The sequence below is a fragment of the Salmonella sp. 32100201201700099SM genome, assembly GCF_017572645.1.
Taxonomy (GTDB): domain Bacteria; phylum Pseudomonadota; class Gammaproteobacteria; order Enterobacterales; family Enterobacteriaceae; genus Salmonella; species Salmonella enterica.
Genome location: NZ_JAGERQ010000004.1, coordinates 72,222 through 96,137 on the forward strand (window position 1 = coordinate 72,222; position 23,916 = coordinate 96,137).

Sequence of the window (23,916 nt, forward strand, 5' to 3'; positions counted from 1 at the left end):
GCGCTAAAGGACTTAGCTGAACAGTGAGTAGAAAATAGCGGAGATGGCAATCAGGCCCATAATCACAACGAATACGTTGCTGATATGACCGCTGTACTTACGCATTGCCGGTACTTTCTGGATGGCATACATCGGCATCAGGAACAGAATCATCGCGATGATCGGGCCGCCCAGGGTTTCAATCATGCCCAGGATGCTGGGGTTCAGCGTCGCCACAATCCAGGTGGTGACCAGCATGAACAGCGCGGTAATTTTATTCAGTTTGTTGATTTCGATAGATTTACCTTTACCACGCAGCGATTTAATCACCATTCCGTTAAAGCCTTCACGCGCGCCCAGGTAGTGGCCGAGGAAGGATTTGGTGATAGCAATCATCGCAATGATCGGTGCCATCCAGGCGATGATCGGCGCGTTAAAATGGTTCGCCAGGTAAGACAGAATAGAGATGTTCTGCTCTTTTGCCGCCGCCAGATCTGCCGGCGTCAGACTCAGCACGCAGCTGAAGACGAAGAACATCACGGTCAGCACCATCATGATGTGGGCGAAGGCCAGAATTTTAGAACATTTCTTCTCTGCGCCTTCACCGTACTCTTCACGCTTCGCAACCGCGAAGGAGGAGATGATCGGGGAGTGGTTGAAAGAGAAAACCATCACCGGAATCGCCAGCCACAGCGTCATCCACAGGCCGTTGCCGGTGGACGCGGCGGAATCAAAGGACAGCGTTTCCAGCGCCGCGCCGTTCCACTGCGGGATCAGGTACAAGGCCAGCAGCATCAGCGCAGCGACGAACGGGAATACCAGGATACTCATCGCCTTAACGATCATTTGCTCGCCGAAGCGCACGATGGTCATCATGCCAACAATCAGGATCAGGGAAAGAATCGCCCGCGGCGGCGGATTAATCGCTAACTGGTGGGTCAGGAAGCTTTCCACGGTATTAGTAATCGCCACGCTGTAAACCAGCAGGATGGGGTAAATCGCGAAGAAGTAAAGCAGGGTAATCAGTTTACCTGCGCCGATACCGAAGTGTTCCTCAACGACTTCAGTGATGTCTTCACCCGGATTTTTACCGGACAGCACGAAGCGGGTTAAGCCACGGTGTGCGAAAAAGGTCATCGGGAAAGCGAGAATCGCCATGATGATGAGCGGAATCATGCCGCCGACGCCTGCGTTGATCGGCAGGAACAGAACGCCCGCGCCGATAGCCGTGCCGTAAAGGCCCAGCATCCACATGGTATCCGTTTTGCGCCATGCGCTTCGAGAGTCAATCGAAGCAATCGTGCTGGTCTGAGTGGTTTCCATCTATTTCTCCTGGAGGATGCTAAAAATCAGGTTGCTGGTCTAATCCAATGAAAAAAGACCTGATCGTAAAATGAAATCTGCTTAGGGACGCTTTTTATATAATTTTTCGCCGTAATAATTTTCGGGCGGAAAGATACATTTAAGTGATGAATCTATCAGTGATCCCGATCTCAAATGCAATAATCCGCTTCTTACATGGATAAATTTGGACCATTAATCTATTAAAAAAACGTCATAACGAATTTCCGGGCGCGAAGGCTACCATTAACGATATAAGGCCGGAAAGATTGGGGCGCAAGATACGGAGGTTTGACTATAAAAATCAAGGTTTTTAGTGGATTCTGGCGAAGAATAAGAGTTTGGACCGATAAATCACGGTAAGAGGAGTGAGGTAAACGTTTGCCTGGCAATCTATTTATGGTGAATTATAAATGGTGTTTATAAAACAATGCGGGCTATGCCTCTGATGATCATCATAAAAAATGAAGGCATACGTTAATTGCCGTACCGCAATGAAAGGAATGGGAGAAGCGCCCGGCTGCTGGCGGCAACCGGGCATAAGCGTTAAGCGCAGATCTCGTAACAGGGGATGTAGGCGGAACCTGGCAATTTCATACGATGCTGCGCGACGAAACCCTGCAGCAGATCGTCCATGCGACGCATCATCTCTCGATCGCCGTGGATCTTATACGGACCATTAGCTTCAATGGTGCGTATCCCGACCTCCTTCACGTTCCCCGCGACAATACCGGAGAAGGCGCGTCGCAGATCCGCCGCCAGAATCTCAACCGGCTGATCCGGGTACAGTTTCAGGTTGGCCATATTCTCATGCGACGGCTCAAACGGCACCTGCAGATCCGGTGCAATACGCATCGACCAGTTAAAACTATAGGCGTCGCCGGTATCGCGGCGATTCTCTTTCACTTGCGGCATCGCTTTCTTCATCAGCCGCGCTACCTCCGCCGCATCGTCAATGATGATGCGGTAATGACGGCGGGCCGCTTCGCCCAGCGTATGGGTAATAAACTCATCCAGCACGCGGAAGTAATCGGCGCTCTCTTTTGGTCCGGTCAGGATCAGCGGCAGCACCTGATTTTTATTGGCTGGATTCATCAGAATACCCAGCAAATAAAGCAGCTCTTCCGCCGTACCCACGCCGCCAGGGAAGATAATGATACCGTGTGCGATACGGACGAACGCTTCTAGGCGTTTTTCGATATCCGGCATGATGATCAGTTCGTTCACCAGCGGGTTAGGCGGTTCAGCCGCAATAATGGAAGGCTCAGTCATGCCGATAAAGCGGCTGTCTTTATAACGCTGCTGCGCGTGACCGACCGCCGCGCCCTTCATGGGGGCTTCCATCGCCCCAGGGCCGCAGCCGGTGCAGATGTTCAGCTCGCGTAATCCCAACTGCGTGCCGACGCGACGGGCATACAGGTACTCGTTTTCGTTAATTGAGTGGCCGCCCCAGCATACCACCATGTTTGGCGCTTCGCCGACGTGCAGCGCCCGGGCGTTGCGCAAAATGGAGAACACCAGATTGGTGATATGTGTTGAGCTTTCAAGATCCAGATGCTGGAAACGGCCGGCATTGTGGATCTGCCCATTCACAAAGAGAATGTCGCGCAGCACCGCGAACAGGTTAGCCTGTAGCGCACGAATAATCCTCCCGTCAACAAAGGCGTCTTCAGGCGGATTAATCAATTCCAGCTTCACGCCGCGCTCGCGGCGCAGTACGTTAATATCGAAATTTTCAAAGCGGGACAGCAGCTCTTTGCTGTTGTCGGTCAGGCTGCCGGAGTTAAGAACGGCAAGTGAACAGTTACGAAACAGTTGATACAGGTCGCTACTGGCCGTGCGTTTCAGCATGTCCACTTCCAGTTGCGACAACATATCCATTGAGCCAAGCGGGCTAATATGTGTAATCAAGTAAACTCCTTATGGGACGCAACACGCCATTCCCTGTTGATTACAATAGCCCTGGCTGATGACCTTTCACAACCTTACATGCGCAATCCGGCACGCAAAATTGACAAAAAAATTACTGTCGCGCCAGCCTGCCCGTGGCGGGCACGAAATCGGTATTGCTGCGCCAGGGATTAATGTCCAGCCCGCCGCGGCGGGTATAGCGCGCATAAATGCTTAGCGTTTCCGGCTGGCAGAAGCGCAGAATGTCATTGAAAATACGCTCTACGCACTGTTCGTGAAATTCATTATGGTGACGGAAGGAGACCAGATAACGCAGCAGTTTTTCCCTGTCGATTTTGCGCCCGCGATACTGAATTTGTATCGAGCCCCAGTCCGGCTGGTGGGTGATCAGGCAGTTGGATTTCAACAGATGACTGACCAGCGTCTCCTCTACTTGCTTCTCGCCGCTGACCGCATGTTGCAGATAGTCGGTAGTAAACTGGTAGTTGTCGATACTGATATCCTGATCGTCAATACAGGCGCCGTGGAAATGGGCGACAGGCTGTCCTTCCAGCTCATCAAGACGATGAAGCCTCACGCTAACGTTGCCCTGCGCGCAGGCGCGCAGATCGCGCTCCAGCGTCTGGCGCACCGTCTCCCAGGTGTCAAAGCGCGTCTGGTTAAAGCTGTTCAGATACAGTTTAAAGCTTTTGGATTCGATTAAATTAACGCTGGTGTAATCCAGTTCGACATGCCCGACGGCGACCTGCGGAAGACCCTGGCTGTTAAGCCAGGAAAGTTCATACAACGTCCAGATATCCGCGCCGTGGAACGGCAAATTATCGGCTGTTAATCCGAGCGGGTCACGATTCAAACTGCGCGGTACGCCCTGCAGCAGGCTGACGTCATAATTGTCCCGGTAATCCGTTGATTTTCCGAGAGTCAGGCCATCAAGAGCCTGATGGTTTTCATAAGAAGACATGTTTCACCGTCATAAACCAGATACACTATGCGTCAAGTGTATCCTGGCTTTTATGAAGAGAGAAACTGGTGGACGAACTGACAGCGCAGGCATTGAAAGCCTTTACGACGCGTTACTGCGACGCGTGGCAAGAAAAACACGGTAGCTGGCCGTTGAGCGAAGAACTGTATGGCGTACCTTCTCCGTGCATTATTTCTTCAACCCGCGATGCCGTTTACTGGCAGCCGCAACCTTTTGAAGGCGAAGAAAATGTAAACGCGGTTGAACGCGCCTTTGATATTATGGTACAACCTGCGCTCCACGCGTTTTACACCACGCAGTTTGCTGGCGACATGCCCGCGCAGTTTGCGGATGAAAAGCTTACGCTACTGCAAACCTGGAGTCAGGATGACTTTCGGCGCGTGCAGGAAAATCTGATAGGCCATCTGGTCACGCAAAAGCGGCTCAAGCTTCCTCCCACGCTTTTTATTGCGACGCAGGAAAATGAGCTTGAGGTCATTTCGGTCTGTAATCTGTCCGGCGAGGTGATTAAAGAAACGCTGGGCACCCGCAATCGTACCGTTCTTGCCGCAACGCTTGCGGAATTCCTTACGCAACTTAATCCTCTTCTGTAATCGTTTGCCCTAACGGGTGTGAGAGATCTCTTACAAAGTCTGTAGGAGATCGCCAGGATATCAGCGGATACTGAGCCCCGTTTTCTTATGTAAGTCTATATAAAACAACTAATTAAAATGTTTTTGCGCACTTTCATATGAAAATTTACTTAAGGTATTGTCTGTAAGCGTCTTGTAAGACAAGGTGAAACAGGCGATTCTATCTTCGTCGACAGGGAGTCGTACAACGAAGCGAACGTCAGGATGATGACGCTTCAGCAGGACACGCCAGGATGGTGTTACAAGGAAAGGCTTCAGGATGAAGCAAAGTGGAAAGCGCAGGATGCGTTAAAGGACACCTCCAGGACGGAGAACGAGAGCCGATCAGGATGTTCGGCGGGTCTGGATGACCAGGGACGCTTCAGGATGAAGCTATCACATCGGGCGATGTGCGCAGGATGTAAACGTTCAGGATGAACAGGCCGTAAGGTCACAGGAAAAGTTGTCACGGATGAGCAGGGAGCACGAAAAGTAGCTGGAATGCTGCGAAACGAACCGGGAGCACTGTTTATACAGTGCTCCCTTTTTTTTTGTTATTCTTCGCGCCAGATTTTCATCATTGAGGTTTTAACATGACGACTCATGACCGTGTGCGTCAGCAGTTACATGCGCTTGAAACGCTGCTGCGCGAGCATCGCCACTGGCGGCTGGATGCGCCGCAGGCGCATTTGTTTACCAGCACCCAACCATTTTTTATGGATACCATGGAACCGCTGGAATGGCTGCAATGGGTATTGATCCCACGTATGCATACCCTACTTGATAATGCGCAGCCGCTGCCCGAGGCGTTTGCCGTCGCCCCTTATTATGAAATGGCGCTGGCGGCGGATCATCCGCAGCGGGAGGCGATCCTGGCGGTTTTGCAGGATCTGGATGCGCTATTCGTCCGCGATAAATCCTGATGCTGGAGATCCTCTACCAAGATCGGTGGCTGGTTGCCGTGAATAAACCCGCAGGCTGGCTTGTTCACCGGAGCTGGCTGGATCGCGACGAAAAAGTCGTGGTCATGCAAACGGTGCGCGACCAAATCGGCCAGCATGTTTTTACCGCCCACCGTCTCGACAGGCCCACGTCGGGCGTACTGTTAATGGGGCTGTCCAGCGAAGCGGGACGCCGTCTGGCGCAGCAGTTCGAGCAGCACCACATCCGTAAACGCTACCATGCCATTGTGCGCGGCTGGCTGATGGATGACGCGGTACTGGATTATCCGCTGGTGGAAGAGCGCGATAAAATTGCCGATAAATTCGCCCGCGAAGATAAAGCGCCCCAGCCGGCTGTAACGCAGTATCGCGGGCTGGCGACGGTCGAAATGGCGGTGCCGACCGGGCGTTATCCCACCACGCGTTATGGCCTGGTTGAGCTGGAACCAAAAACGGGACGCAAGCACCAGCTTCGTCGTCATCTGGCGCATCTGCGTCATCCTATCATCGGCGACAGCAAGCATGGCGATTTGCGACAAAACCGCAGCGCCGCAGAGCATTTTGCCTGTCGTCGCCTGATGCTTCATGCCAGTCGGCTTGAACTGACGCACCCCTTCACCGGACAGCCGTTGATAATTCAGGCCGGGTTGGATGAAACCTGGATGCAGGCGCTGACACAGTTTGGCTGGCGTGGACTTCTCCCTGACAATGAAAGGGTTGAGTTTACGGCGGCGTCCCGGCAGGATGAGACTCATCTGACATAATTCAGGGAGATACGCATAATGGCGGAAATTGGTATTTTTGTCGGGACCATGTATGGCAACTCACTGCTGGTGGCGGAAGAAGCGGAAGCGATCCTCGCCAGACAGGGCCACAGCGCGACCGTGTTTGAAGATCCTGAACTGTCCGACTGGCAGCAATATCAGGATAAGGTTGCGCTGGTCGTTACCTCGACGACCGGGCAGGGCGATCTACCGGATAGCATTGCGCCGCTCTTTCACGGCATTAAAGATACGTTGGGTTTTCAGCCAAACCTGCGTTACGGGGTGATTGCGCTAGGTGATAGCAGCTACCCCAATTTCTGTAATGGCGGCAAACAGTTTGATGCCCTGTTGCAAGAGCAAAGCGCGCAGCGGGTGGGGGAGATATTATTCATTGACGCCAGCGAACATCCGGAGCCGGAGAGCCAATCCAATCCCTGGGTTGAAAACTGGGGAACTTTACTTTCCTGAGGTAAATCCCTCCCCCCTACGGGAGGGTACCTTTTCGTTTGCTTGCGTTGCCAGTAAGCAAAATCACGACCTGTACACAGTGTAAAGTAACTGAATCGTGTTAGCTTTGGGCATATGCCCGCAAAAGCGACAGTTTTTTACGGGCGTTTTCATGTAATCAAGCGACCTGTTTCACATTCTTCTCTTTTTACTCCTCCTGCGTCGACGCCGACGCCTTCTGATTTCATTTCCGTGAAGTGGCTTCCACTGTCCTGGGCTTTTGCCATAAACAGGCGTAATTCATCGCCAAAATACTGTGTTGTTGCACGGTGAGCGTGTGTGGCGCGCTTTTTATACTTCTCCTGCCAGTGAATAAAAGCATGCAGCGTGCAAAGCAAACGACCTAATAAAAGCTGCAACAAGGAAACGTTATCTCTGATTCCCTACCGGTTGTGCAGTTCAGAGTGAGCGTAGCTAACGCGAAATTTCAGGAGTGCAACAATGAGTTCATTAAGTCACGCGGCGAGCAGTGCGGAGAAACGCACGAACGCCCGCTACTGGATAGTGGTGATGCTGTTTATCGTCACATCCTTCAACTACGGCGACCGCGCCACATTGTCCATTGCCGGCTCAGAAATGGCCAAAGATATCGGCCTTGATCCGGTAGGCATGGGCTATGTTTTTTCTGCTTTTCATGGGCCTATGTTATCGGGCAGATCCCGGGCGGCTGGCTGCTGGACCGCTTTGGTTCCAAACGCGTCTATTTCTGGTCTATTTTCATTTGGTCAGTCTTCACCCTGTTGCAGGGTTTTGTCGATATCTTTAGTGGTTTCGGCATTATTGTCGCCCTCTTTACGCTTCGTTTCCTGGGCGGTCTGGCGGAATCGCCTTCTTTCCCGGGCAACAGTCGCATCGTTGCGGCCTGGTTCCCGGCGCAGGAGAGGGGAACGGCGGTGGCCATCTTTAACTCCGCGCAATACTTTGCCACGGTTATTTTCGCGCCAATTATGGGCTGGCTGACGCACGAAGTGGGCTGGTCGCATGTCTTCTTCTTTATGGGCGGGTTAGGGATCATCATCAGCTTTATCTGGTTGAAAGTTATCCATGAACCAAATAACCATCCGGGCGTAAATAAGAAAGAGTTGGAGTACATCGCAGAAGGCGGCGCGCTGATCAATATGGATCAGAAAGACACCAAAGCGAAAGTACCGTTTAGCGTCAAATGGGGCCAGATCAAACAGCTGCTGGGCTCTCGTATGATGATTGGCGTTTACATCGGTCAGTACTGTATTAACGCATTGACCTATTTCTTTATTACCTGGTTCCCGGTCTATTTGGTCCAGGCGCGCGGCATGTCGATTCTCAAAGCGGGCTTTGTCGCCTCGGTTCCTGCAGTCTGCGGCTTTATCGGCGGCGTGTTGGGCGGCATCATTTCCGACTGGCTGATGCGTCGTACTGGCTCCCTGAATATCGCGCGCAAGACGCCGATTGTGCTGGGGATGTTGCTGTCAATGGTTATGGTGTTCTGTAACTATGTGAACGTGGAATGGATGATCATCGGCTTTATGGCGTTGGCCTTCTTCGGTAAAGGTATCGGCGCGTTGGGCTGGGCAGTAATGGCGGATACCGCGCCGAAAGAGATCAGCGGTCTTTCCGGCGGCTTGTTTAATATGTTCGGCAATATCTCCGGTATTGTGACGCCAATCGCGATTGGTTACATCGTTGGCACCACCGGTTCCTTCAACGGCGCGTTGATCTATGTCGGCGTACATGCCCTGGTGGCCATCATCAGCTATCTGGTGCTGGTAGGTGATATTAAGCGTATTGAACTGAAACCTGTCGCAGGACAATTATCATGACAACGCAATCCAGTCCCGTTATTACGGACATGAAGGTCATTCCGGTTGCCGGACATGACAGTATGCTACTCAACATCGGCGGCGCGCATAACGCGTACTTCACCCGTAACATCGTCGTCCTCACCGATAACGCCGGGCATACTGGGGTCGGCGAGATTCCGGGCGGCGAAAAAATTCGCAAAACGCTGGAAGATGCGATCCCACTGGTGGTGGGAAAAACGCTGGGTGAATATAAAAATGTCCTGACCGCCGTTCGCAACCAGTTTGCCGATCGCGATGCGGGCGGACGCGGTTTACAAACGTTCGATCTCCGTACCACTATCCATGTGGTGACGGGCATTGAAGCGGCAATGCTTGACCTTTTGGGCCAACATCTGGGCGTCAACGTCGCTTCGCTGTTAGGCGACAGTCAGCAGCGCAGCGAAGTCGAAATGCTGGGTTATCTGTTCTTTGTCGGCAATCGCAAGGCCACGCCGCTGCCGTATCAGAGCCAGCCGGATGAGCAATGCGACTGGTATCGTCTGCGCCATGAAGAGGCGATGACGCCGGAAACGGTAGTGCGTCTGGCGGAAGCCGCCTATGAAAAATACGGCTTCAACGACTTCAAACTGAAAGGCGGCGTGCTGGCGGGCGAAGAAGAGGCCGAGTCAATCGTGGCGCTGGCGAAACGTTTCCCACAAGCGCGCGTCACGCTCGATCCAAACGGTGCCTGGTCGCTGAACGAAGCGATCAGCATTGGTAAATACCTGAAAGGTTCTCTGGCCTATGCAGAAGATCCGTGCGGCGCGGAGCAGGGTTTTTCCGGACGTGAAGTGATGGCGGAATTCCGTCGCGCGACCGGATTACCGACGGCCACCAATATGATAGCGACCGACTGGCGTCAAATGGGGCATACGCTGTCGCTGCAATCCGTCGATATCCCGCTGGCGGACCCGCACTTCTGGACTATGCAAGGCTCTGTACGCGTGGCGCAAATGTGTCATGAGTTCGGTCTGACCTGGGGCTCGCACTCTAACAACCACTTTGATATTTCGTTGGCGATGTTTACCCATGTTGCCGCGGCGGCGCCGGGCAAGATCACTGCTATCGATACCCACTGGATCTGGCAGGAAGGCAACCAACGTCTGACTAAAGAACCGTTTGAAATTAAAGGCGGCATGGTGCAAGTACCGACCAAACCGGGTCTGGGCGTTGAGCTCGATATGGATCAGGTGATGAAAGCGCATGAGCTCTATCAAAAACATGGCTTAGGCGCGCGTGACGATGCGATGGGAATGCAGTACTTAATTCCTGGCTGGACGTTTGATAATAAGCGTCCTTGCATGGTGCGTTAAGTCAGAGCCGGTTCCGTAAGGAACCGGTTCTTCTCTGGGTGTATGCTTAACAGGATCAACATGCGTAAGGACGACTTATGAAAATAGTGATCGCACCAGACTCGTATAAGGAAAGTTTGAGTGCTCTTGAGGTAGCGACCGCCATTGAACAAGGATTTCGCGAGATCTGGCCTGACGCCGATTACCTGAAATTACCGCTGGCTGATGGCGGAGAAGGTACTGTCGAAGCGATGGTTGAAGCGACGGTGGGTCGAATCGTGCATGTTGAGGTCACCGGGCCGTTGGGGCATCGCGTCAATGCGTTTTATGGGCTTTCCGGCGATGCGCGTTCCGCGTTCATTGAAATGGCGGCCGCCAGCGGGCTGGAGCAGGTGCCGCCCGCGCAACGCGATCCGTTGAAGACCACATCATGGGGAACCGGCGAGCTGATCCGTCATGCGCTGGATGCGGGCGTTGAGCATATCATTATTGGTATCGGCGGTAGCGCCACCAACGATGGCGGCGCGGGGATGGTACAGGCGCTGGGGGCCAGGCTACGGGATGCGCAGGGCAATGATATTGCGCAAGGCGGCATTGGGCTGGAAACACTCGCCAGCATTGATATCAGCGACCTGGATAAGCGTTTGTCGGCGTGCCATATAGAGGTCGCCTGCGATGTCACGAATCCCCTTACCGGCAAAGAGGGCGCGTCTGCGGTTTTTGGTCCGCAAAAAGGGGCGACGCCGGAAATGATTGAACGCCTGGATACGGCATTGACTCGCTATGCGCATTTGATTGCCCGCGATCTGCATGTCGATGTGTTGGATCTGGCAGGCGGCGGCGCGGCAGGCGGCATGGGGGCGGCGTTATACGCGTTTTGCGGCGCGCAGCTACGGCGTGGCATTGAGATTGTCACCGATGCGCTTCATCTGGAAGTGTGTCTTGCGGATGCTGATTTAGTCATCACCGGCGAGGGACGCATCGACAGCCAGACCATTCACGGTAAAGTCCCTATTGGCGTGGCAAACATCGCCAAACGGTATAACAAGCCGGTAATTGGTATTGCGGGTAGCCTGACGGCGGACGTTAGCGTGGTTCATGAACATGGGCTTGATGCCGTTTTCAGCGTGATTTATACCATCTGCACGCTGGAGGACGCGCTGAAGAATGCGAGTGAAAACGTACGAATGACCGCGCGCAACGTGGCTGCAACGCTGAAAGCGGGGCAACAATTACGCTGAGTTGTAGGCCGGATAAGGCGGTCACGCCGCCATCCGGCGAATATCAGCCTAATATCTTCTTCGCTTCACGCGCGACATTATCCATCTCATCCAGCAGCTCCAGAAACTCAGGCTCCAGCTCCTCTTCGTGGACGCCGCTGCGAAGCTGTTGCTCAATAAGCTGGCAAAGGTTCTTCATCCGCGGTACGCCGCTATAGCCGCAGCTCCCGTGTAGCTTATGGACCAGATCGACCAAACCGTTGGGATTTTCTCCCACCAGTTGTTCTTCAATTTTGTTGCGCACTTCCGGCAGAAAATCAATCAGCATTTGCAGCATATCCCGTGCCAGATCGGGCTTACCGGCAGCCTGGCGGAGCGCAAGCTGCCAGTCGAGCGTTGCATTCGGATTGAAGATAAATTCAGCTGGTTCCGGCGCCATCAGACGCGCTGCTACGTTGGCGCCAGGTTTATAGCGCAGCAACAGATTATGCAACTTCTCTTCTTCTATCGGTTTAGCCAGATAGTCGTTCATGCCCGCGCTGAGCAACTTCTCTTTTTGCCCGGCCATCGCATGTGCCGTAACGGCAATAACCGGTGTTTGCTGCTGATGAGGAAGCTGGTGAATCAATTCGCAGGCGCGTATGCCGTCCATATCCGGCATCTGAATATCCATCAAAATCAGATCAAACTGCATTTGTTTCGCCCGATCCACCGCCTGATGTCCGCTATCACAAAGCTCTACGTGCTGGACTTTATCTTCCAGTAACGCGCCGATAAGCTTCAGATTAGCGGGATTATCATCAACCGCCATAACCGTCATGGTGATTTTACTGGTATCCATTAGCAGCGGTTCAGGATGGTGATTCAACTGGCAATATTCCGTCAGCGCTGGCAACAGGCGCGTTGACGTCAATGGTTTTAACAGACAGGCCGCCGCGCCTCCTTGTTTCAGCTTTTCGGCGTTAATTTGCGCATGGCAAGGTAGCGCCAGCAGTAGAAAGTCCGTCATTGATGCCGCTTTCGCCAGACGTTCATGCTGCATGGTGAGCGGCTCACGGAAGGTCACCGGAACGCTCAAAATCATAATATCGTAGTGCGCTAACGGCAGCGCGGAGAAGGTCGGGCTGTAAATCACTTCCACCGGCGTGTCGCTCAGTAGATCCAGGGTACATTGCGCGGCGGTAGCATTCGGTTCGATATAAGCCAGCCGTTTCCCGGCCAGACACGCGGTCGACGGCCCGTCAATAATGACATTTGGGTTAAGATCAAGATTAATATGAAACCAGAAGGTCGAGCCGCGATTAGGCTGGCTGTGGAAAGAGATATCCCCGCCCATTTCGTTGACCAGCTTTTGCGTAATCACCAGCCCAAGCCCGGTGCCGCCGTGACGGCGAGAAATACTGGCATCGGCCTGGCGAAACGCCTGAAACAGTCGCGACTGGTCGCGTTCCGGAATGCCGATCCCCGTATCGCGGATCTGCACTTCAATCTGTACTTTGGTGTTACTGAGCGCCCGCTTTTCTACCAGAATGTCGATATTGCCACTCTCGGTGAACTTAATGGCATTGCCCACCAGATTAGTAATGACCTGTTGCAGGCGCAGCGGGTCGCCAATCACATTATCCGGGACGTCGTTTTTAATATTTAACGTCAACTCCAGCCCTTTATCATGCGACGAGTGGGCCAGCAGCGTAACCACTTCATCCAGCGTGTTGCGCAGTGGAAAAGGGATACTTTCCAGAATGAGCTTACCGGCTTCCAGCTTGGAGAAATCAAGCACGTCATTAATGATCGCCAGCAGATTATTCGCGGAACGCTCAATGGTGTTCAGATGGTCACGCTGGGTGGGGTTCAGCTCCGTTTTTAATGTCAGGCGGGTAAAGCCAATGACGCCGTTCAGCGGCGTTCGCAGTTCGTGCGACATGTTCGCCAGGAACTCCGACTTAATACGCGCCGCTTCCTGGGCGCGCTTTTTCGCCAGATCCAGCTCAACGTTTTGGATTTCCATCTGCTCAAGGGTTTCACGCAGGTCTGAAGTGGCCTGATCGATATTATGCTGCATCTCTTCGTGATAGGCGGCAAGCGACATCGCCATGGAATTAATGCCGTTTTTCAGCATATCCAGTTCGCCCAGCATAAATCCTTCCACACGGCTATCCAGTTGTCCGCGGCGAATGCGGTCAACGGTATTCACCATATTACGGATAGGCCCGGTGACATCGCGCATAAGCCGCCAGCCAAAGATCAGCGCAATGCCAATACAAAAAAGCATCATCACGCTGGAGATAAAAATCTCTTTGTATTGCTGTAGCCTGACCGACTTGAGATCCAGTTCAAGCGCCACATACCCCAGCATATTTTTGGTATTTTTCGCGTCGGCAATCGCTGACTCGTCCGGCGAATAGCTCTCCGAGATAATCGGGGTGCGCAGAATCATAATATCGCCGTGGCGATCAACGCTCAGACGACGTGGAAACGGCGCTCCGGCAGGAAGCTGCATCTGTGAGGGGTCCAGATGGAAATTAGACGTTACAAACAGGCGGTTATGATCGTCATAAACGGAAATCGCCCGCACAATATCAGAGTGTCTGCGGTGCAGGACGCTGATAAGTTGGCCGATAGACTCCCGGTTTTGTAAGTTCATACCATATTCGCTGGAGACGGCGAGCGGTTCAATAATACTGGCGCCGGCATCTTCCAGTTGACGCTGCAGGTCGTTATAGCGGTGCACTACAAAAAAGATACTGAGCAGCAAACCTATCAGGACGGTCGGGGCCAGGATCAGAATCATCATGCGTGCGCGCAGGCTGTAGTTGGTCATGGAGTTCCGTTATGGGACAATTAGGGTCACACTGTTAAATTGAGAAAAAGCTGGTCGATGGCGCAATTCTACTCTGCAAAACGGCGCGTGACGACGCGTCAGATCATAACCGTTAAAGTCAATGACCTCGATTCATTTGGTCAGGGCGTAGCCCGTCATAACGGAAAGGCGCTGTTTATCCCCGGTTTATTGCCTGAGGAAAGCGCAGAAGTCATTATTACAGAAGATAAAAAGCAATTTGCCCGCGCACGCGTTTCGCGCCGTTTGAATGATAGCCCGGAACGAGAAACGCCGCGCTGCCCGCATTTTGGCGTCTGCGGCGGTTGTCAGCAACAGCATGTCGGCATCGACCTGCAACAACGCAGCAAAAGCGCGGCGCTGGCGCGTTTGATGAAACACGAGGTGAATGACATCATCGCCGGCGCGCCCTGGGGTTATCGGCGTCGTGCGCGGTTAAGTCTGAATTGCCCGCCGGATAAACCGCTGCAAATGGGATTTCGCAAAGCGGGTTCCAGCGATATCGTCAATGTCGAACAGTGCCCTGTTTTGGCGCCCCAGCTTGCAGCATTGCTGCCCCGAATCAGGGCGTGTCTGGCGAGTTTACACGGCACCCGACATCTTGGGCATGTTGAGCTGGTACAGGCGGGAAGCGGTACGCTGATGATTCTGCGCCATACCGCGCCATTAAGTGCGGCGGATAAAGAAAAACTGGAACGCTTTTCGCATTCTGAGGGATTGTCTCTGTTTCTGGCGCCGTTTAGCGAGATACTGGAAACGGTATCTGGCGAAGCGCCCTGGTATGATTCGCACGGCTTACGTTTAGCCTTCAGTCCGCGAGACTTTATTCAGGTTAATGAGGCGGTAAACCAGCAAATGGTCGCCCGTGCGCTGGAGTGGCTTGATGTGCGCGCCGAGGATCGTGTCCTGGATCTGTTCTGCGGAATGGGGAATTTTACGCTGCCGCTGGCAACGCGCGCGGCAAGCGTGGTAGGGGTTGAGGGCGTTCCGGCGCTGGTAGAAAAAGGCCGTGAAAACGCCATCCGCAATGGTTTACATAATGTGACATTCTTCCATGAGAACCTGGAGGAAGATGTCACGAAGCAGCCGTGGGCGAAAAACGGCTTTGACAAAGTCTTACTCGATCCTGCGCGTGCGGGGGCTACAGGAGTGATGCGACATATTATAAAATTAAAACCTATTCGCATTGTTTATGTATCCTGTAACCCGGCGACGCTGGCGCGCGATAGTGAAGCGCTGGTCAATGCGGGATATGAGGTTACGCGTTTAGCGATGCTCGACATGTTCCCGCACACAGGACATCTGGAATCCATGGTTCTGTTCGAGCGCATGTAATGATTACCGGCTTACCGACTTCGGTAGGCCTGGTCCCTTAAGGAGAGGACGATGGTCGCGGTAAGAAGTGCACATATTAATAAAGCTGGTGAATTTGATCCGAAGAAGTGGATCGCAAGCCTGGGAATTTCCAGCCAGCAGTCGTGTGAGCGCTTAGCCGAAACCTGGGCGTATTGCCTGCAACAGACACAAGGACATCCGGATGCGGATCTGTTGCTGTGGCGTGGCGTGGAGATGGTAGAAATTCTTTCCACGCTGAGTATGGATATCGACACGCTGCGGGCGGCGCTACTGTTCCCTCTGGCCGACGCCAACGTAGTCAGCGAAGATGTACTGCGCGAAAGCGTTGGCAAATCTATCGTTACCCTGATTCATGGCGTGCGCGATATGGCGGCGATCCGTCAGCTAAACGCCACTCATAACGACTCTGTTTCTTCGGAGCAGGTTGATAACGTCCGTCGAATGTTATTGGCGATGGTGGATGATTTCCGCTGCGTGGTCATCAAACTGGCCGAGCGAATCGCTCATTTGCGCGAAGTGAAAGAGGCGCCGGAAGATGAGCGCGTGCTGGCGGCGAAAGAATGTACCAACATCTATGCGCCGCTCGCTAATCGTCTGGGCATCGGGCAACTGAAGTGGGAACTGGAAGACTACTGTTTCCGCTACCTGCATCCGGCGGAATACAAACGCATCGCCAAACTGCTGCATGAGCGCCGTCTCGATCGCGAACATTACATCGAAGAGTTTGTTGGACATCTGCGCGCTGAAATGAAAAACGAAGGCGTGCAGGCGGAAGTCTACGGACGACCAAAACATATTTATAGCATCTGGCGCAAAATGCAGAAAAAGCATCTGGCGTTTGATGAACTCTTTGACGTGCGCGCCGTGCGTATCGTCGCTGAACGTCTGCAAGACTGCTACGCCGCGTTGGGGATAGTGCATACGCACTATCGCCACCTGCCGGATGAATTCGATGATTATGTCGCTAACCCGAAACCGAACGGTTACCAGTCTATCCACACCGTGGTCCTGGGACCGGGCGGTAAAACCGTTGAGATCCAAATTCGTACCAAACAGATGCATGAAGACGCCGAACTGGGTGTGGCGGCGCACTGGAAGTATAAAGAAGGCGCCGCGTCCGGCGGCGTGCGTTCCGGCCATGAAGACAGAATTGCGTGGCTGCGTAAGCTGATCGCCTGGCAGGAAGAGATGGCCGATTCCGGCGAAATGCTGGATGAAGTGCGCAGCCAGGTGTTTGACGATCGGGTCTACGTTTTTACGCCAAAAGGCGACGTGGTTGACTTGCCTGCCGGATCTACGCCGCTCGATTTTGCTTACCACATCCACAGCGATGTCGGGCACCGCTGCATCGGCGCGAAAATTGGTGGGCGCATCGTACCGTTTACCTACCAGTTACAGATGGGTGATCAGGTTGAAATTATCACTCAGAAGCAGCCGAATCCCAGCCGCGACTGGCTGAATCCAAACCTGGGCTATGTGACGACCAGCCGCGGACGCTCGAAAATTCACGCCTGGTTCCGTAAACAGGACCGTGACAAAAATATCCTGGCTGGACGGCAGATCCTCGACGATGAGCTGGCGCATTTGGGGATTAGCCTGAAAGAGGCCGAGAAACATCTGCTGCCGCGCTACAACTTTAATGAGCTGGAAGAGTTGCTGGCGGCGATAGGCGGCGGCGATATCCGTCTTAATCAGATGGTGAATTTCCTGCAATCGCAGTTCAATAAGCCGAGTGCAGAGGAGCAGGATGCAGCGGCGCTGAAACAGCTTCAGCAAAAAACATACGCGCCGCAAAATCGTCGTAAAGATGACGGACGCGTGGTGGTAGAAGGCGTGGGTAATTTGATGCACCACATTGCCCGCTGCTGCCAGCCGATTCCGGGGGATGAAATTGTCGGCTTCATTACTCAGGGGCGGGGGATTTCCGTGCACCGGGCCGACTGCGAACAGCTGGCGGAACTGCGCTCCCATGCGCCGGAGCGGATCGTAGAGGCGGTATGGGGCGAGAGCTACTCGGCGGGATATTCGCTGGTGGTGCGCGTCCAGGCCAACGATCGCAGCGGCTTGCTACGCGATATCACCACCATTCTGGCTAACGAAAAAGTCAACGTGCTGGGCGTCGCCAGCCGCAGCGACATTAAACAGCAGATCGCCACCATTGATATGACCATCGAGATCTACAACCTGCAGGTGCTGGGCCGCGTGCTCGGTAAGCTGAACCAGGTGCCGGATGTGATTGATGCACGGCGACTGCACGGGGGGTAAACCCCAGACAGTAATCATGTAGCGGCTTTGCTACTCGTTCAGCAAAGCCGCATTAGCAACCCCATAAGCATGAGATATGGGGTATGTTTTTGACGTACATTTCATTTCAGATGTACTCTTATGTAAGATTTATACTTACAGTGGAGGCTGTTATGGCCAGAACAATGACCGTTGATCTTGGCGATGAATTGCGCGAGTTTATTGAATCGCTCATAGAATCAGGTGATTACAGAACGCAAAGTGAAGTGATCAGAGAGTCTCTTCGTCTGCTGAGGGAAAAACAGGCCGAGTCACGACTTCAGGCGTTACGTGAACTTCTGGCTGAAGGTCTGAACAGCGGAGAGCCGCAGGCCTGGGAAAAGGATGCCTTTTTACGGAAGGTCAAAACAGGGATGATCAAACCCGATGAGAACGGTAAAATTAACGCCAAAGGCCAGTGAAGATCTGGAAAATATCTGGCATTACGGCTGGCAGCATTTTGGTGAAATACAGGCCGAACGATATATTAATCATCTATCAGAAATATTCAGCATTATGAGTGCCAATAACATTGGCACGCCTCGACCTGAACTGGGTGAATACATTTATGCCTTACCGTTTGAAAGGCATATTATCTATTTTATATAATCAGTTACGGAAGTTATCTTGATACGTATTCTGAGCCAGAATCAGGATGCTGGTAAGCATGTAAATTGGTTATAGCCTTTTTAAGTTATACTCTATGTGATATCGGTTAAGGTTTTATGTGTTTGAAATACGTAACACCTATTCTGAATTTTATTCATTACTATAGTATTTATTCTATGAATAATTAGCTATGAGTCTGGATCTAAGTTTCTTCATTCTTTATCTGTTCTCATCATTAACTCTTTTCGCCCTGCGATTCTGGATCTGTTTTTTCATCTATCCCGTGAGGGGCTGACCTCCTTTCTGGTATGCCGAAGCGTTCCCTGTACAACCAAAACGAAAGATTTTCCCTTCGCCGTAGATTACTATTTAAATCACTGTGCCTACCCCTCTGCCTGCCATATCATTCAATTCGGCATTGATCTTAACGTATCTAGATCCAAATGTATTATTGGTGAAGCACATAAATAGAATAAATGAAATTATGATTCTTTTGTTTATGGTCATCATTTTTCCTGTATTTATTCGTAGGGTATCAAAACGGTGATTGCACAAGTTGTATCAATGCTGACTTTCCCCCAGGTACCATTTATCGTACCTACTTTGCCGTTCAGGCAATGTGTTGTGTCTGAAGCATTACAAGTGCTGCTAAAGGCAAGCTGCGCATTCAGATCGTGACATACAAGAGCAACTGACGTCTTATTAAGACTGTAGTTACACAAGGATGTATCGTCGCATGGCTTATTGCCATGGTAGAGATATACAGAGGCTAGCTCGACATTATTTTTTGCGCCAGTCATGGCGACTTCGGTACTGTGCGCTATCGCATTTTCAGAAAATGAAGCATCTAATATTTCTGGAAGCAAATAACGATGTAGGGTGGACGCTGGAGAGCCATTAAGTACAAGTGATCCGTTCCATATACCGACATCACCTTCGGTATCTTCTGTCACTGTTACAGTCCATTTTAATTTTAAATTCTCAATGCCCGATGTTTCCGGTTCATAATTCGTGTAGCTGCTTACCGATTCATCAATAATAATATGGCCGGAAAGGGATGAGTACTGGTTAGTATCATTATTTCCTCCTCCGGGTATTACCGAAACTGTAAGATTTTGCTGGTTAATGGTTATTCCGTTCTGTTTGGTAAGTAAGGTGAGGGGAAGTGAAAATGATTTATCCCATACACAAATTGCGCTGTTAGTTGCCTGATTAGCCGTACAGTTGGCATGTGCCGTCGCTTTTACCGCTTCACCAGTAAAACTATAAGTGATACCGTTATCGACAGCGGTTGTATTGATGAAAGAAGTTGATGGATCAAACTCAAGAGTGGATTCAAGTCCATCAGGCAATGTACCTGGAATACAACCCCCCCCCCTCCACCTGATCCACCTGACTTAGTGCACGATGAAAGGATATGAATGTTTGTTGGTAATGGGGTATGGATGGTATCGAATGTAGGATCGCCAGCCAGTGCGCTAATACTATCAAACTGTGAAATAATTTGAGAATTATATTTTATATCCGTTCTTACTTCAGCGCATTGTAGCGCAATACACCAAAAAGTGGATGTTATTAGTAGCGATGTTTTTAAAAAATTTGTACACATTTGTTTTCCTTGGTCAATAATTTTGCTAAATTTTAAGTGAGGCAGGTTTTTTAGGAGCAGTAAAGTGAACTAACCAATAATCCTGTATACAGCATTGGGATAGTGGTAAGCCGTCTGTATAACTCCTTATCCTGACTTTTCTGTACTGTTTTTTCAGCATTCTTCGCTTAACTCGCGAAAGAAATGGTAGCCGTTCATGGCTCGCCTCTTTTGTTCGACTATTATTTTGGTTAAATGATCTGATCGCGCAACTGGAGCAGAGCCCCTCACTGAAGGCCGAAAAATTTTTCGGATAAGTAATCTACTGTTTTGCGAGATTATTTAGGGTTCCGAGTATTTTTTCTAAGCATTATTCATAGGGAAGCAATATTGTAATCGCGCATATAGTGTCGACATTAACCCGGCCCCATGTCCCGAAGATCTCTGCAATTTTCCATGTTTCATCACTATCACATTGGTCATTACCTGTATTGCACATATTGGTTGTGATAGTAATATTATGATCACCACACGATGTTGAAACGTTCGCGTTAGCTAATATTTGACCACAAATACTATCTGCCGTTTGCGGCTGGCAATGCTGTAGTACATAGTTTAGATAGATTTCTGCCAGTAGTTCATTATTACCAGAACCCGTAAATTCTTTGCTGGCAGATGTGATGGAAAATTCTGTTTTCGAAAAAGAGGCATCAAGTTGTTCAGGATATAAAGAAACTGTGGTCGCTACGTTCCCGTTCAGATTGAGGCGTCCCGGCAGGGCGCCCGTCGCCGGGCCTGTCTGTGTACCAAAGCTTGATTGGACGATATTGTATTTAGCATAAAAATTAACGTAGGCTAAGACGTCAGGAGTATATCCTTGATTATACACTGCGTAGTCAGAAGGCTGGTAGATTAAGTCGCCGCTGATATTGATTTGCTGTAGAGAAGGTGATGCATTATTCGTAGGCTCGATATGGAGAGTCAGAGATTGTCTTTCAATTGAGGAGATGTTTGTAGAAGGTGAAAAAAACAAGTTAATGTCGAAGTTACTTTCCCAAATACAATCCATCGTATTACTATTTTTCGCTGTACAGCGAGCACGCCTTTTTTCCTGAAATGCAGAAGAACTCAAATTGCCCATATTTGTCAAATTCATGAACGTATGACTGTCCGCAGATATTACAACTTCGATATCTACCCATTGACCGGCAACGCAATCAGCCTGGCTTGCACTGAATTTTCCTCCTGAACATACCATATAAAGCGTCTTTGGCATTATCCCTCCGTTAGAGCGGAGATCGCCATTTAATTCATAATCTGTGTTGGGAGTTCCTTGAAGTGCAATATTGATAGCGCTTGCTTTTACCGGGGAAGAGTCAGATACAGCATCAAACGTGCTGATTAAAAGTATGGTTAAAATGAGCATGTCAATGATGATTCCTGACAAGCGTATATTTTTTCTAACCAAGATGCTTTTTTTTATTTCCATTGCGTTGTAACTCCTTTTTATTCTGGCCAGAGCATCAATGCCTTTTTGTTAAATAACATTATTGGTATTCAAAATTAACCATTGCGCTGGCGTTAAATTCCCTAGGCATAATATTTTCCCCTGATGTTTTTTGTAGCCATGCCTGGAGATTGATAATGGTATTTCCCTCTGCCAACATAAATTCCGTACCTTGAGAAGCGTTGATAATTAACGGGTGCTGATCTGCGGTCTCAATCCCTATAGCAAAACCGTTAGCAATAGAAGACGATTCGAGCGCCAGCAGTCCGGGCAGGGTACTGTCTTCAACACCCTGAAAGGTCACCACCACGCCGTTGGCTAGCGCTGTTTTGCAATCCTGGAGGCTAAGTGTGAATGGAACAGGAGTCGTTTGCCCGCTGGCGTCGAAATTGTCACTGCCAATAGTATGAAAATCCACCGTCGCCATCGTGTCATTATCCACTACCAGGTTACAGGCTCCGGCAACCAGCTTACCGCTGTAGTGCACATTAGGCGTGGCAGCAGGTAGCGTATTGCAAACCGCCCATAACATTACGCCTCCGATCAAATGCCCGGTAGTTTGAAAAATACGGTTCATTGGTAATCCACCTGTAACGTGGCAAAAGCTTCAAAATCGCCTTCGGCAGGCTCTTTACCGGGCTGTTTTACCGGCACGGCTTTTAGTGTGGGAAGCGATGACTCATTGATGGTTAGCGACGTGCCGGGAGGAAACACCGTGCCGTTCTGCTGAAGTTCAATGCCCAGCCCAGGGACATTGGTGGTTAAGGCTTTTGCGGAGTAAGGCGTCGCCGTGCCCAGATAGCTCAACGTAAAAGTTAATGCGTCATCGCGAAAGCTGCTGTCGCAGGTAAGGGTCCACGGGATCTCGGTCAGGTAATTGACGCCGTCAATATTATCAATAATCACGCTACCAAAACTGACCTCCAGCGTTTCACCATTATTGATAGTACAGGCGGGCGGGTTTATCAGTTTGCCGTGAAAGGTCAAATTGTCGGCGCAGGCAAACCGGGTGATTAAAAGCGTCAGGATAAGCACCCTTTTCACTATGAATCTCTCCATCACTGGTAATCCACGACTAACGTCGCACTGGCGTTAAAATCGCCACCCGCTAACTGCGTGGTGGGCTCTTTAACCGGTACGGCTTCCAGCTCCGGCCCATTGCTGCCGCTCAGGGTGAAGTTCAGCCAATCCGTTATGCCAACCGGAACCAGTTGCTTATTGCCCGCCTGCTGAATACGGATGCCTAACCCCTGCACCGAAGTTTGCAGAACCTGCTCCCCGCTGATGGTGGTGGTGGTCCCCTGAATTTGTAGCTTCAGATAGTCACTCGCTCTGCCATCGCAGTTCAGGCTGTAGCCCACAGGTTTCGTTTGAGAAACATCGCCAACTTTGGTGGTCAGGACATCGCCAAACTCTACGGAAGCGCCGCCTACCGTACAGGGCGGTGGTTGAGTGACGACCAGATGCAGCTCCAGTTGCACGGTTTTTGTGCCGGCAGCCTCGGTGCCGGTAACGAATCCACCGCACAGCAGCACCAGTATTTTCCAGCGAGTCAACATCGTCATAGATCTCTTTCGCACAGGATTACTTATTCGCTTTCTTCTCAGCGTCACGGGTTTTTTCCTCATTGACCTTGCAGGTATTCCCTGAGCAGGTAAAAACCAGCAGGCGATGGCCGCCGTAATCATCGACGTAGCCCACCACCGGTGAGCTGCCGAGCGAGGCACCTTTGATGGGAGAGGTCACTTTTTCACGCGGGGCAATCAGCAGGTTTTTAAAGCCGGAGGCGGTCTCGTTCTCTTTGCTACCGGCATTGCTGATGACGAGGTAAAACGGTGTGGGGTTGTCGAAGATCACACCATCGCCCTGGTAGGTCAGCGTGAGCTTCGTCTGCCACGGGTGCGTCTTATCCACCTGCCGGGCTACGGCTACCGGGCGGTAGAAAAACTTAATACGCGTTTGCAGCGCCAGCTGGAGCGTATTAGGCTTATCGCTTTTCGGCGGAATTTCTCGCACGTTGAAATAAAACAGACTTTCCCGGTCTTGCGGTAGGCCAGCCGCGGCTGGTAACGGCTGGACTTTAACCTGCCCGTCGGATTTTGGCTCAATACGCTGCAGCGGCGGCAGGGCGGTAAAATAGCGGGTATCTTTGGCGAACTTATCGTCTTCCAGCCACGCCTGAGCGAGATAGGGCAGAGTGGCGTTGCCGTTTTTCAGCGTGACGGTGATTGAATTTTCATTGCCGTTAAAAATAACGCGGGTACGATCCGGCACAATCGCGCTGTGTGACACCAGCGGCGCAGCCAGTAATACCGTGGCAATAAGCGCCTGGCGATTAAAATGGTTGGTCTTGTTCATTACAGGTT

The 23,916-nt window shown here is 51.4% G+C and carries 20 protein-coding genes and 2 pseudogenes; 11 read left to right on the forward strand and 11 right to left on the reverse strand.

Annotation, left to right across the window (positions count from 1 at the left end; all coding sequences use genetic code 11):
* Window positions 1-12: 12 nt before the first annotated feature.
* From sdaC to queF, 3 genes are all read right to left on the reverse strand, one after another.
* The gene (gene sdaC / locus J4685_RS07715; protein ID WP_000450462.1) at window positions 13-1,302 is read right to left on the reverse strand and encodes an HAAAP family serine/threonine permease SdaC; all 1,290 of its coding nucleotides are present in this window, start codon (window positions 1,300-1,302) and stop codon (window positions 13-15) included.
* A 564-nt stretch (window positions 1,303-1,866) separates the two neighbouring features.
* On the reverse strand, window positions 1,867-3,231 hold the full coding sequence (ppnN, locus tag J4685_RS07720) for a nucleotide 5'-monophosphate nucleosidase PpnN (protein WP_000627976.1): 1,365 nt from the start codon (window positions 3,229-3,231) through the stop codon (window positions 1,867-1,869).
* A 112-nt stretch (window positions 3,232-3,343) separates the two neighbouring features.
* The gene (gene queF / locus J4685_RS07725; RefSeq protein ID WP_000100472.1) at window positions 3,344-4,192 is read right to left on the reverse strand and encodes an NADPH-dependent 7-cyano-7-deazaguanine reductase QueF; all 849 of its coding nucleotides are present in this window, start codon (window positions 4,190-4,192) and stop codon (window positions 3,344-3,346) included.
* A 68-nt stretch (window positions 4,193-4,260) separates the two neighbouring features.
* On the opposite strand from queF, the gene syd reads away from it, so the two are divergent.
* The 4 genes from syd (at window position 4,261) to J4685_RS07745 (ending at window position 6,997) form a co-directional block, all read left to right on the forward strand.
* On the forward strand, window positions 4,261-4,806 hold the full coding sequence (gene syd / locus J4685_RS07730) for a SecY-interacting protein (protein ID WP_000343990.1): 546 nt from the start codon (window positions 4,261-4,263) through the stop codon (window positions 4,804-4,806).
* A gap of 611 nt (window positions 4,807-5,417) precedes the next feature.
* Complete coding sequence (locus J4685_RS07735) at window positions 5,418-5,747, forward strand: YqcC family protein (protein ID WP_000207010.1); 330 nt, start codon at window positions 5,418-5,420, stop codon at window positions 5,745-5,747.
* Window positions 5,747-6,529 (forward strand): tRNA pseudouridine(65) synthase TruC, encoded by a 783-nt coding sequence (truC, locus tag J4685_RS07740; RefSeq protein ID WP_000890036.1) that lies wholly within the window; start codon window positions 5,747-5,749, stop codon window positions 6,527-6,529. Before J4685_RS07735 ends, truC begins: the two co-directional genes overlap by 1 nt.
* Window positions 6,530-6,547: 18 nt before the next feature.
* Window positions 6,548-6,997 (forward strand): flavodoxin, encoded by a 450-nt coding sequence (locus J4685_RS07745; protein ID WP_000807735.1) that lies wholly within the window; start codon window positions 6,548-6,550, stop codon window positions 6,995-6,997.
* A gap of 149 nt (window positions 6,998-7,146) precedes the next feature.
* Here the strand turns inward: J4685_RS07745 and J4685_RS07750 are convergent, their stop codons facing one another.
* Window positions 7,147-7,395, reverse strand: coding sequence for a hypothetical protein (locus tag J4685_RS07750; protein ID WP_071601173.1), 249 nt, complete (start codon window positions 7,393-7,395; stop codon window positions 7,147-7,149).
* A gap of 82 nt (window positions 7,396-7,477) precedes the next feature.
* Between J4685_RS07750 and gudP the strand changes: the two are divergent.
* From gudP to J4685_RS07765, 3 genes and pseudogenes are all read left to right on the forward strand, one after another.
* Window positions 7,478-8,835, forward strand: a pseudogene (gene gudP, locus J4685_RS07755) (galactarate/glucarate/glycerate transporter GudP).
* Complete coding sequence (gudD, locus tag J4685_RS07760; RefSeq protein WP_000211808.1) at window positions 8,832-10,169, forward strand: glucarate dehydratase; 1,338 nt, start codon at window positions 8,832-8,834, stop codon at window positions 10,167-10,169. Before gudP ends, gudD begins: the two are co-directional and overlap by 4 nt.
* Before the next feature lie 77 nt (window positions 10,170-10,246).
* Window positions 10,247-11,389 (forward strand): glycerate kinase, encoded by a 1,143-nt coding sequence (locus J4685_RS07765; protein ID WP_000706492.1) that lies wholly within the window; start codon window positions 10,247-10,249, stop codon window positions 11,387-11,389.
* A gap of 43 nt (window positions 11,390-11,432) precedes the next feature.
* On the opposite strand, the gene barA is transcribed toward J4685_RS07765, so the two are convergent.
* Complete coding sequence (gene barA, locus J4685_RS07770; protein ID WP_000186396.1) at window positions 11,433-14,189, reverse strand: two-component sensor histidine kinase BarA; 2,757 nt, start codon at window positions 14,187-14,189, stop codon at window positions 11,433-11,435.
* Between the two features lie 57 nt (window positions 14,190-14,246).
* On the opposite strand from barA, the gene rlmD reads away from it, so the two are divergent.
* From rlmD to J4685_RS07790, 4 genes and pseudogenes are all read left to right on the forward strand, one after another.
* Window positions 14,247-15,542 carry a 23S rRNA (uracil(1939)-C(5))-methyltransferase RlmD gene (rlmD, locus tag J4685_RS07775; protein ID WP_000046842.1) on the forward strand — a complete coding sequence of 432 codons (1,296 nt, stop codon included), beginning with the start codon at window positions 14,247-14,249 and terminating at the stop codon, window positions 15,540-15,542.
* Between the two features lie 51 nt (window positions 15,543-15,593).
* Complete coding sequence (gene relA / locus J4685_RS07780; protein WP_000226841.1) at window positions 15,594-17,828, forward strand: GTP diphosphokinase; 2,235 nt, start codon at window positions 15,594-15,596, stop codon at window positions 17,826-17,828.
* 83 nt (window positions 17,829-17,911) lie between these two features.
* On the forward strand, window positions 17,912-18,268 hold the full coding sequence (locus J4685_RS07785) for a type II toxin-antitoxin system ParD family antitoxin (protein WP_000480219.1): 357 nt from the start codon (window positions 17,912-17,914) through the stop codon (window positions 18,266-18,268).
* Window positions 18,234-18,530: pseudogene (locus tag J4685_RS07790) on the forward strand (type II toxin-antitoxin system RelE/ParE family toxin). Before J4685_RS07785 ends, J4685_RS07790 begins: the two are co-directional and overlap by 35 nt.
* A 446-nt stretch (window positions 18,531-18,976) precedes the next feature.
* Here J4685_RS07790 and J4685_RS07795 read toward each other — a convergent pair.
* From J4685_RS07795 to J4685_RS07820, 6 genes are all read right to left on the reverse strand, one after another.
* Window positions 18,977-19,807 (reverse strand): hypothetical protein, encoded by an 831-nt coding sequence (locus J4685_RS07795; protein WP_011233166.1) that lies wholly within the window; start codon window positions 19,805-19,807, stop codon window positions 18,977-18,979.
* Between the two features lie 606 nt (window positions 19,808-20,413).
* The gene (locus J4685_RS07800; protein WP_000403445.1) at window positions 20,414-21,532 is read right to left on the reverse strand and encodes a hypothetical protein; all 1,119 of its coding nucleotides are present in this window, start codon (window positions 21,530-21,532) and stop codon (window positions 20,414-20,416) included.
* A gap of 58 nt (window positions 21,533-21,590) precedes the next feature.
* Window positions 21,591-22,127, reverse strand: a complete 537-nt coding sequence (locus J4685_RS07805; protein WP_001079653.1) for a fimbrial protein — start codon at window positions 22,125-22,127, stop codon at window positions 21,591-21,593.
* Complete coding sequence (locus J4685_RS07810) at window positions 22,124-22,594, reverse strand: fimbrial protein (protein WP_000832400.1); 471 nt, start codon at window positions 22,592-22,594, stop codon at window positions 22,124-22,126. The genes J4685_RS07805 and J4685_RS07810 overlap by 4 nt, the downstream gene beginning before the upstream one ends.
* A gap of 14 nt (window positions 22,595-22,608) precedes the next feature.
* The gene (locus tag J4685_RS07815; protein WP_000178263.1) at window positions 22,609-23,115 is read right to left on the reverse strand and encodes a fimbrial protein; all 507 of its coding nucleotides are present in this window, start codon (window positions 23,113-23,115) and stop codon (window positions 22,609-22,611) included.
* Window positions 23,116-23,134: 19 nt separating this feature from the next.
* The gene (locus J4685_RS07820; protein WP_001044464.1) at window positions 23,135-23,908 is read right to left on the reverse strand and encodes a fimbria/pilus periplasmic chaperone; all 774 of its coding nucleotides are present in this window, start codon (window positions 23,906-23,908) and stop codon (window positions 23,135-23,137) included.
* Window positions 23,909-23,916 lie beyond the last annotated feature (8 nt).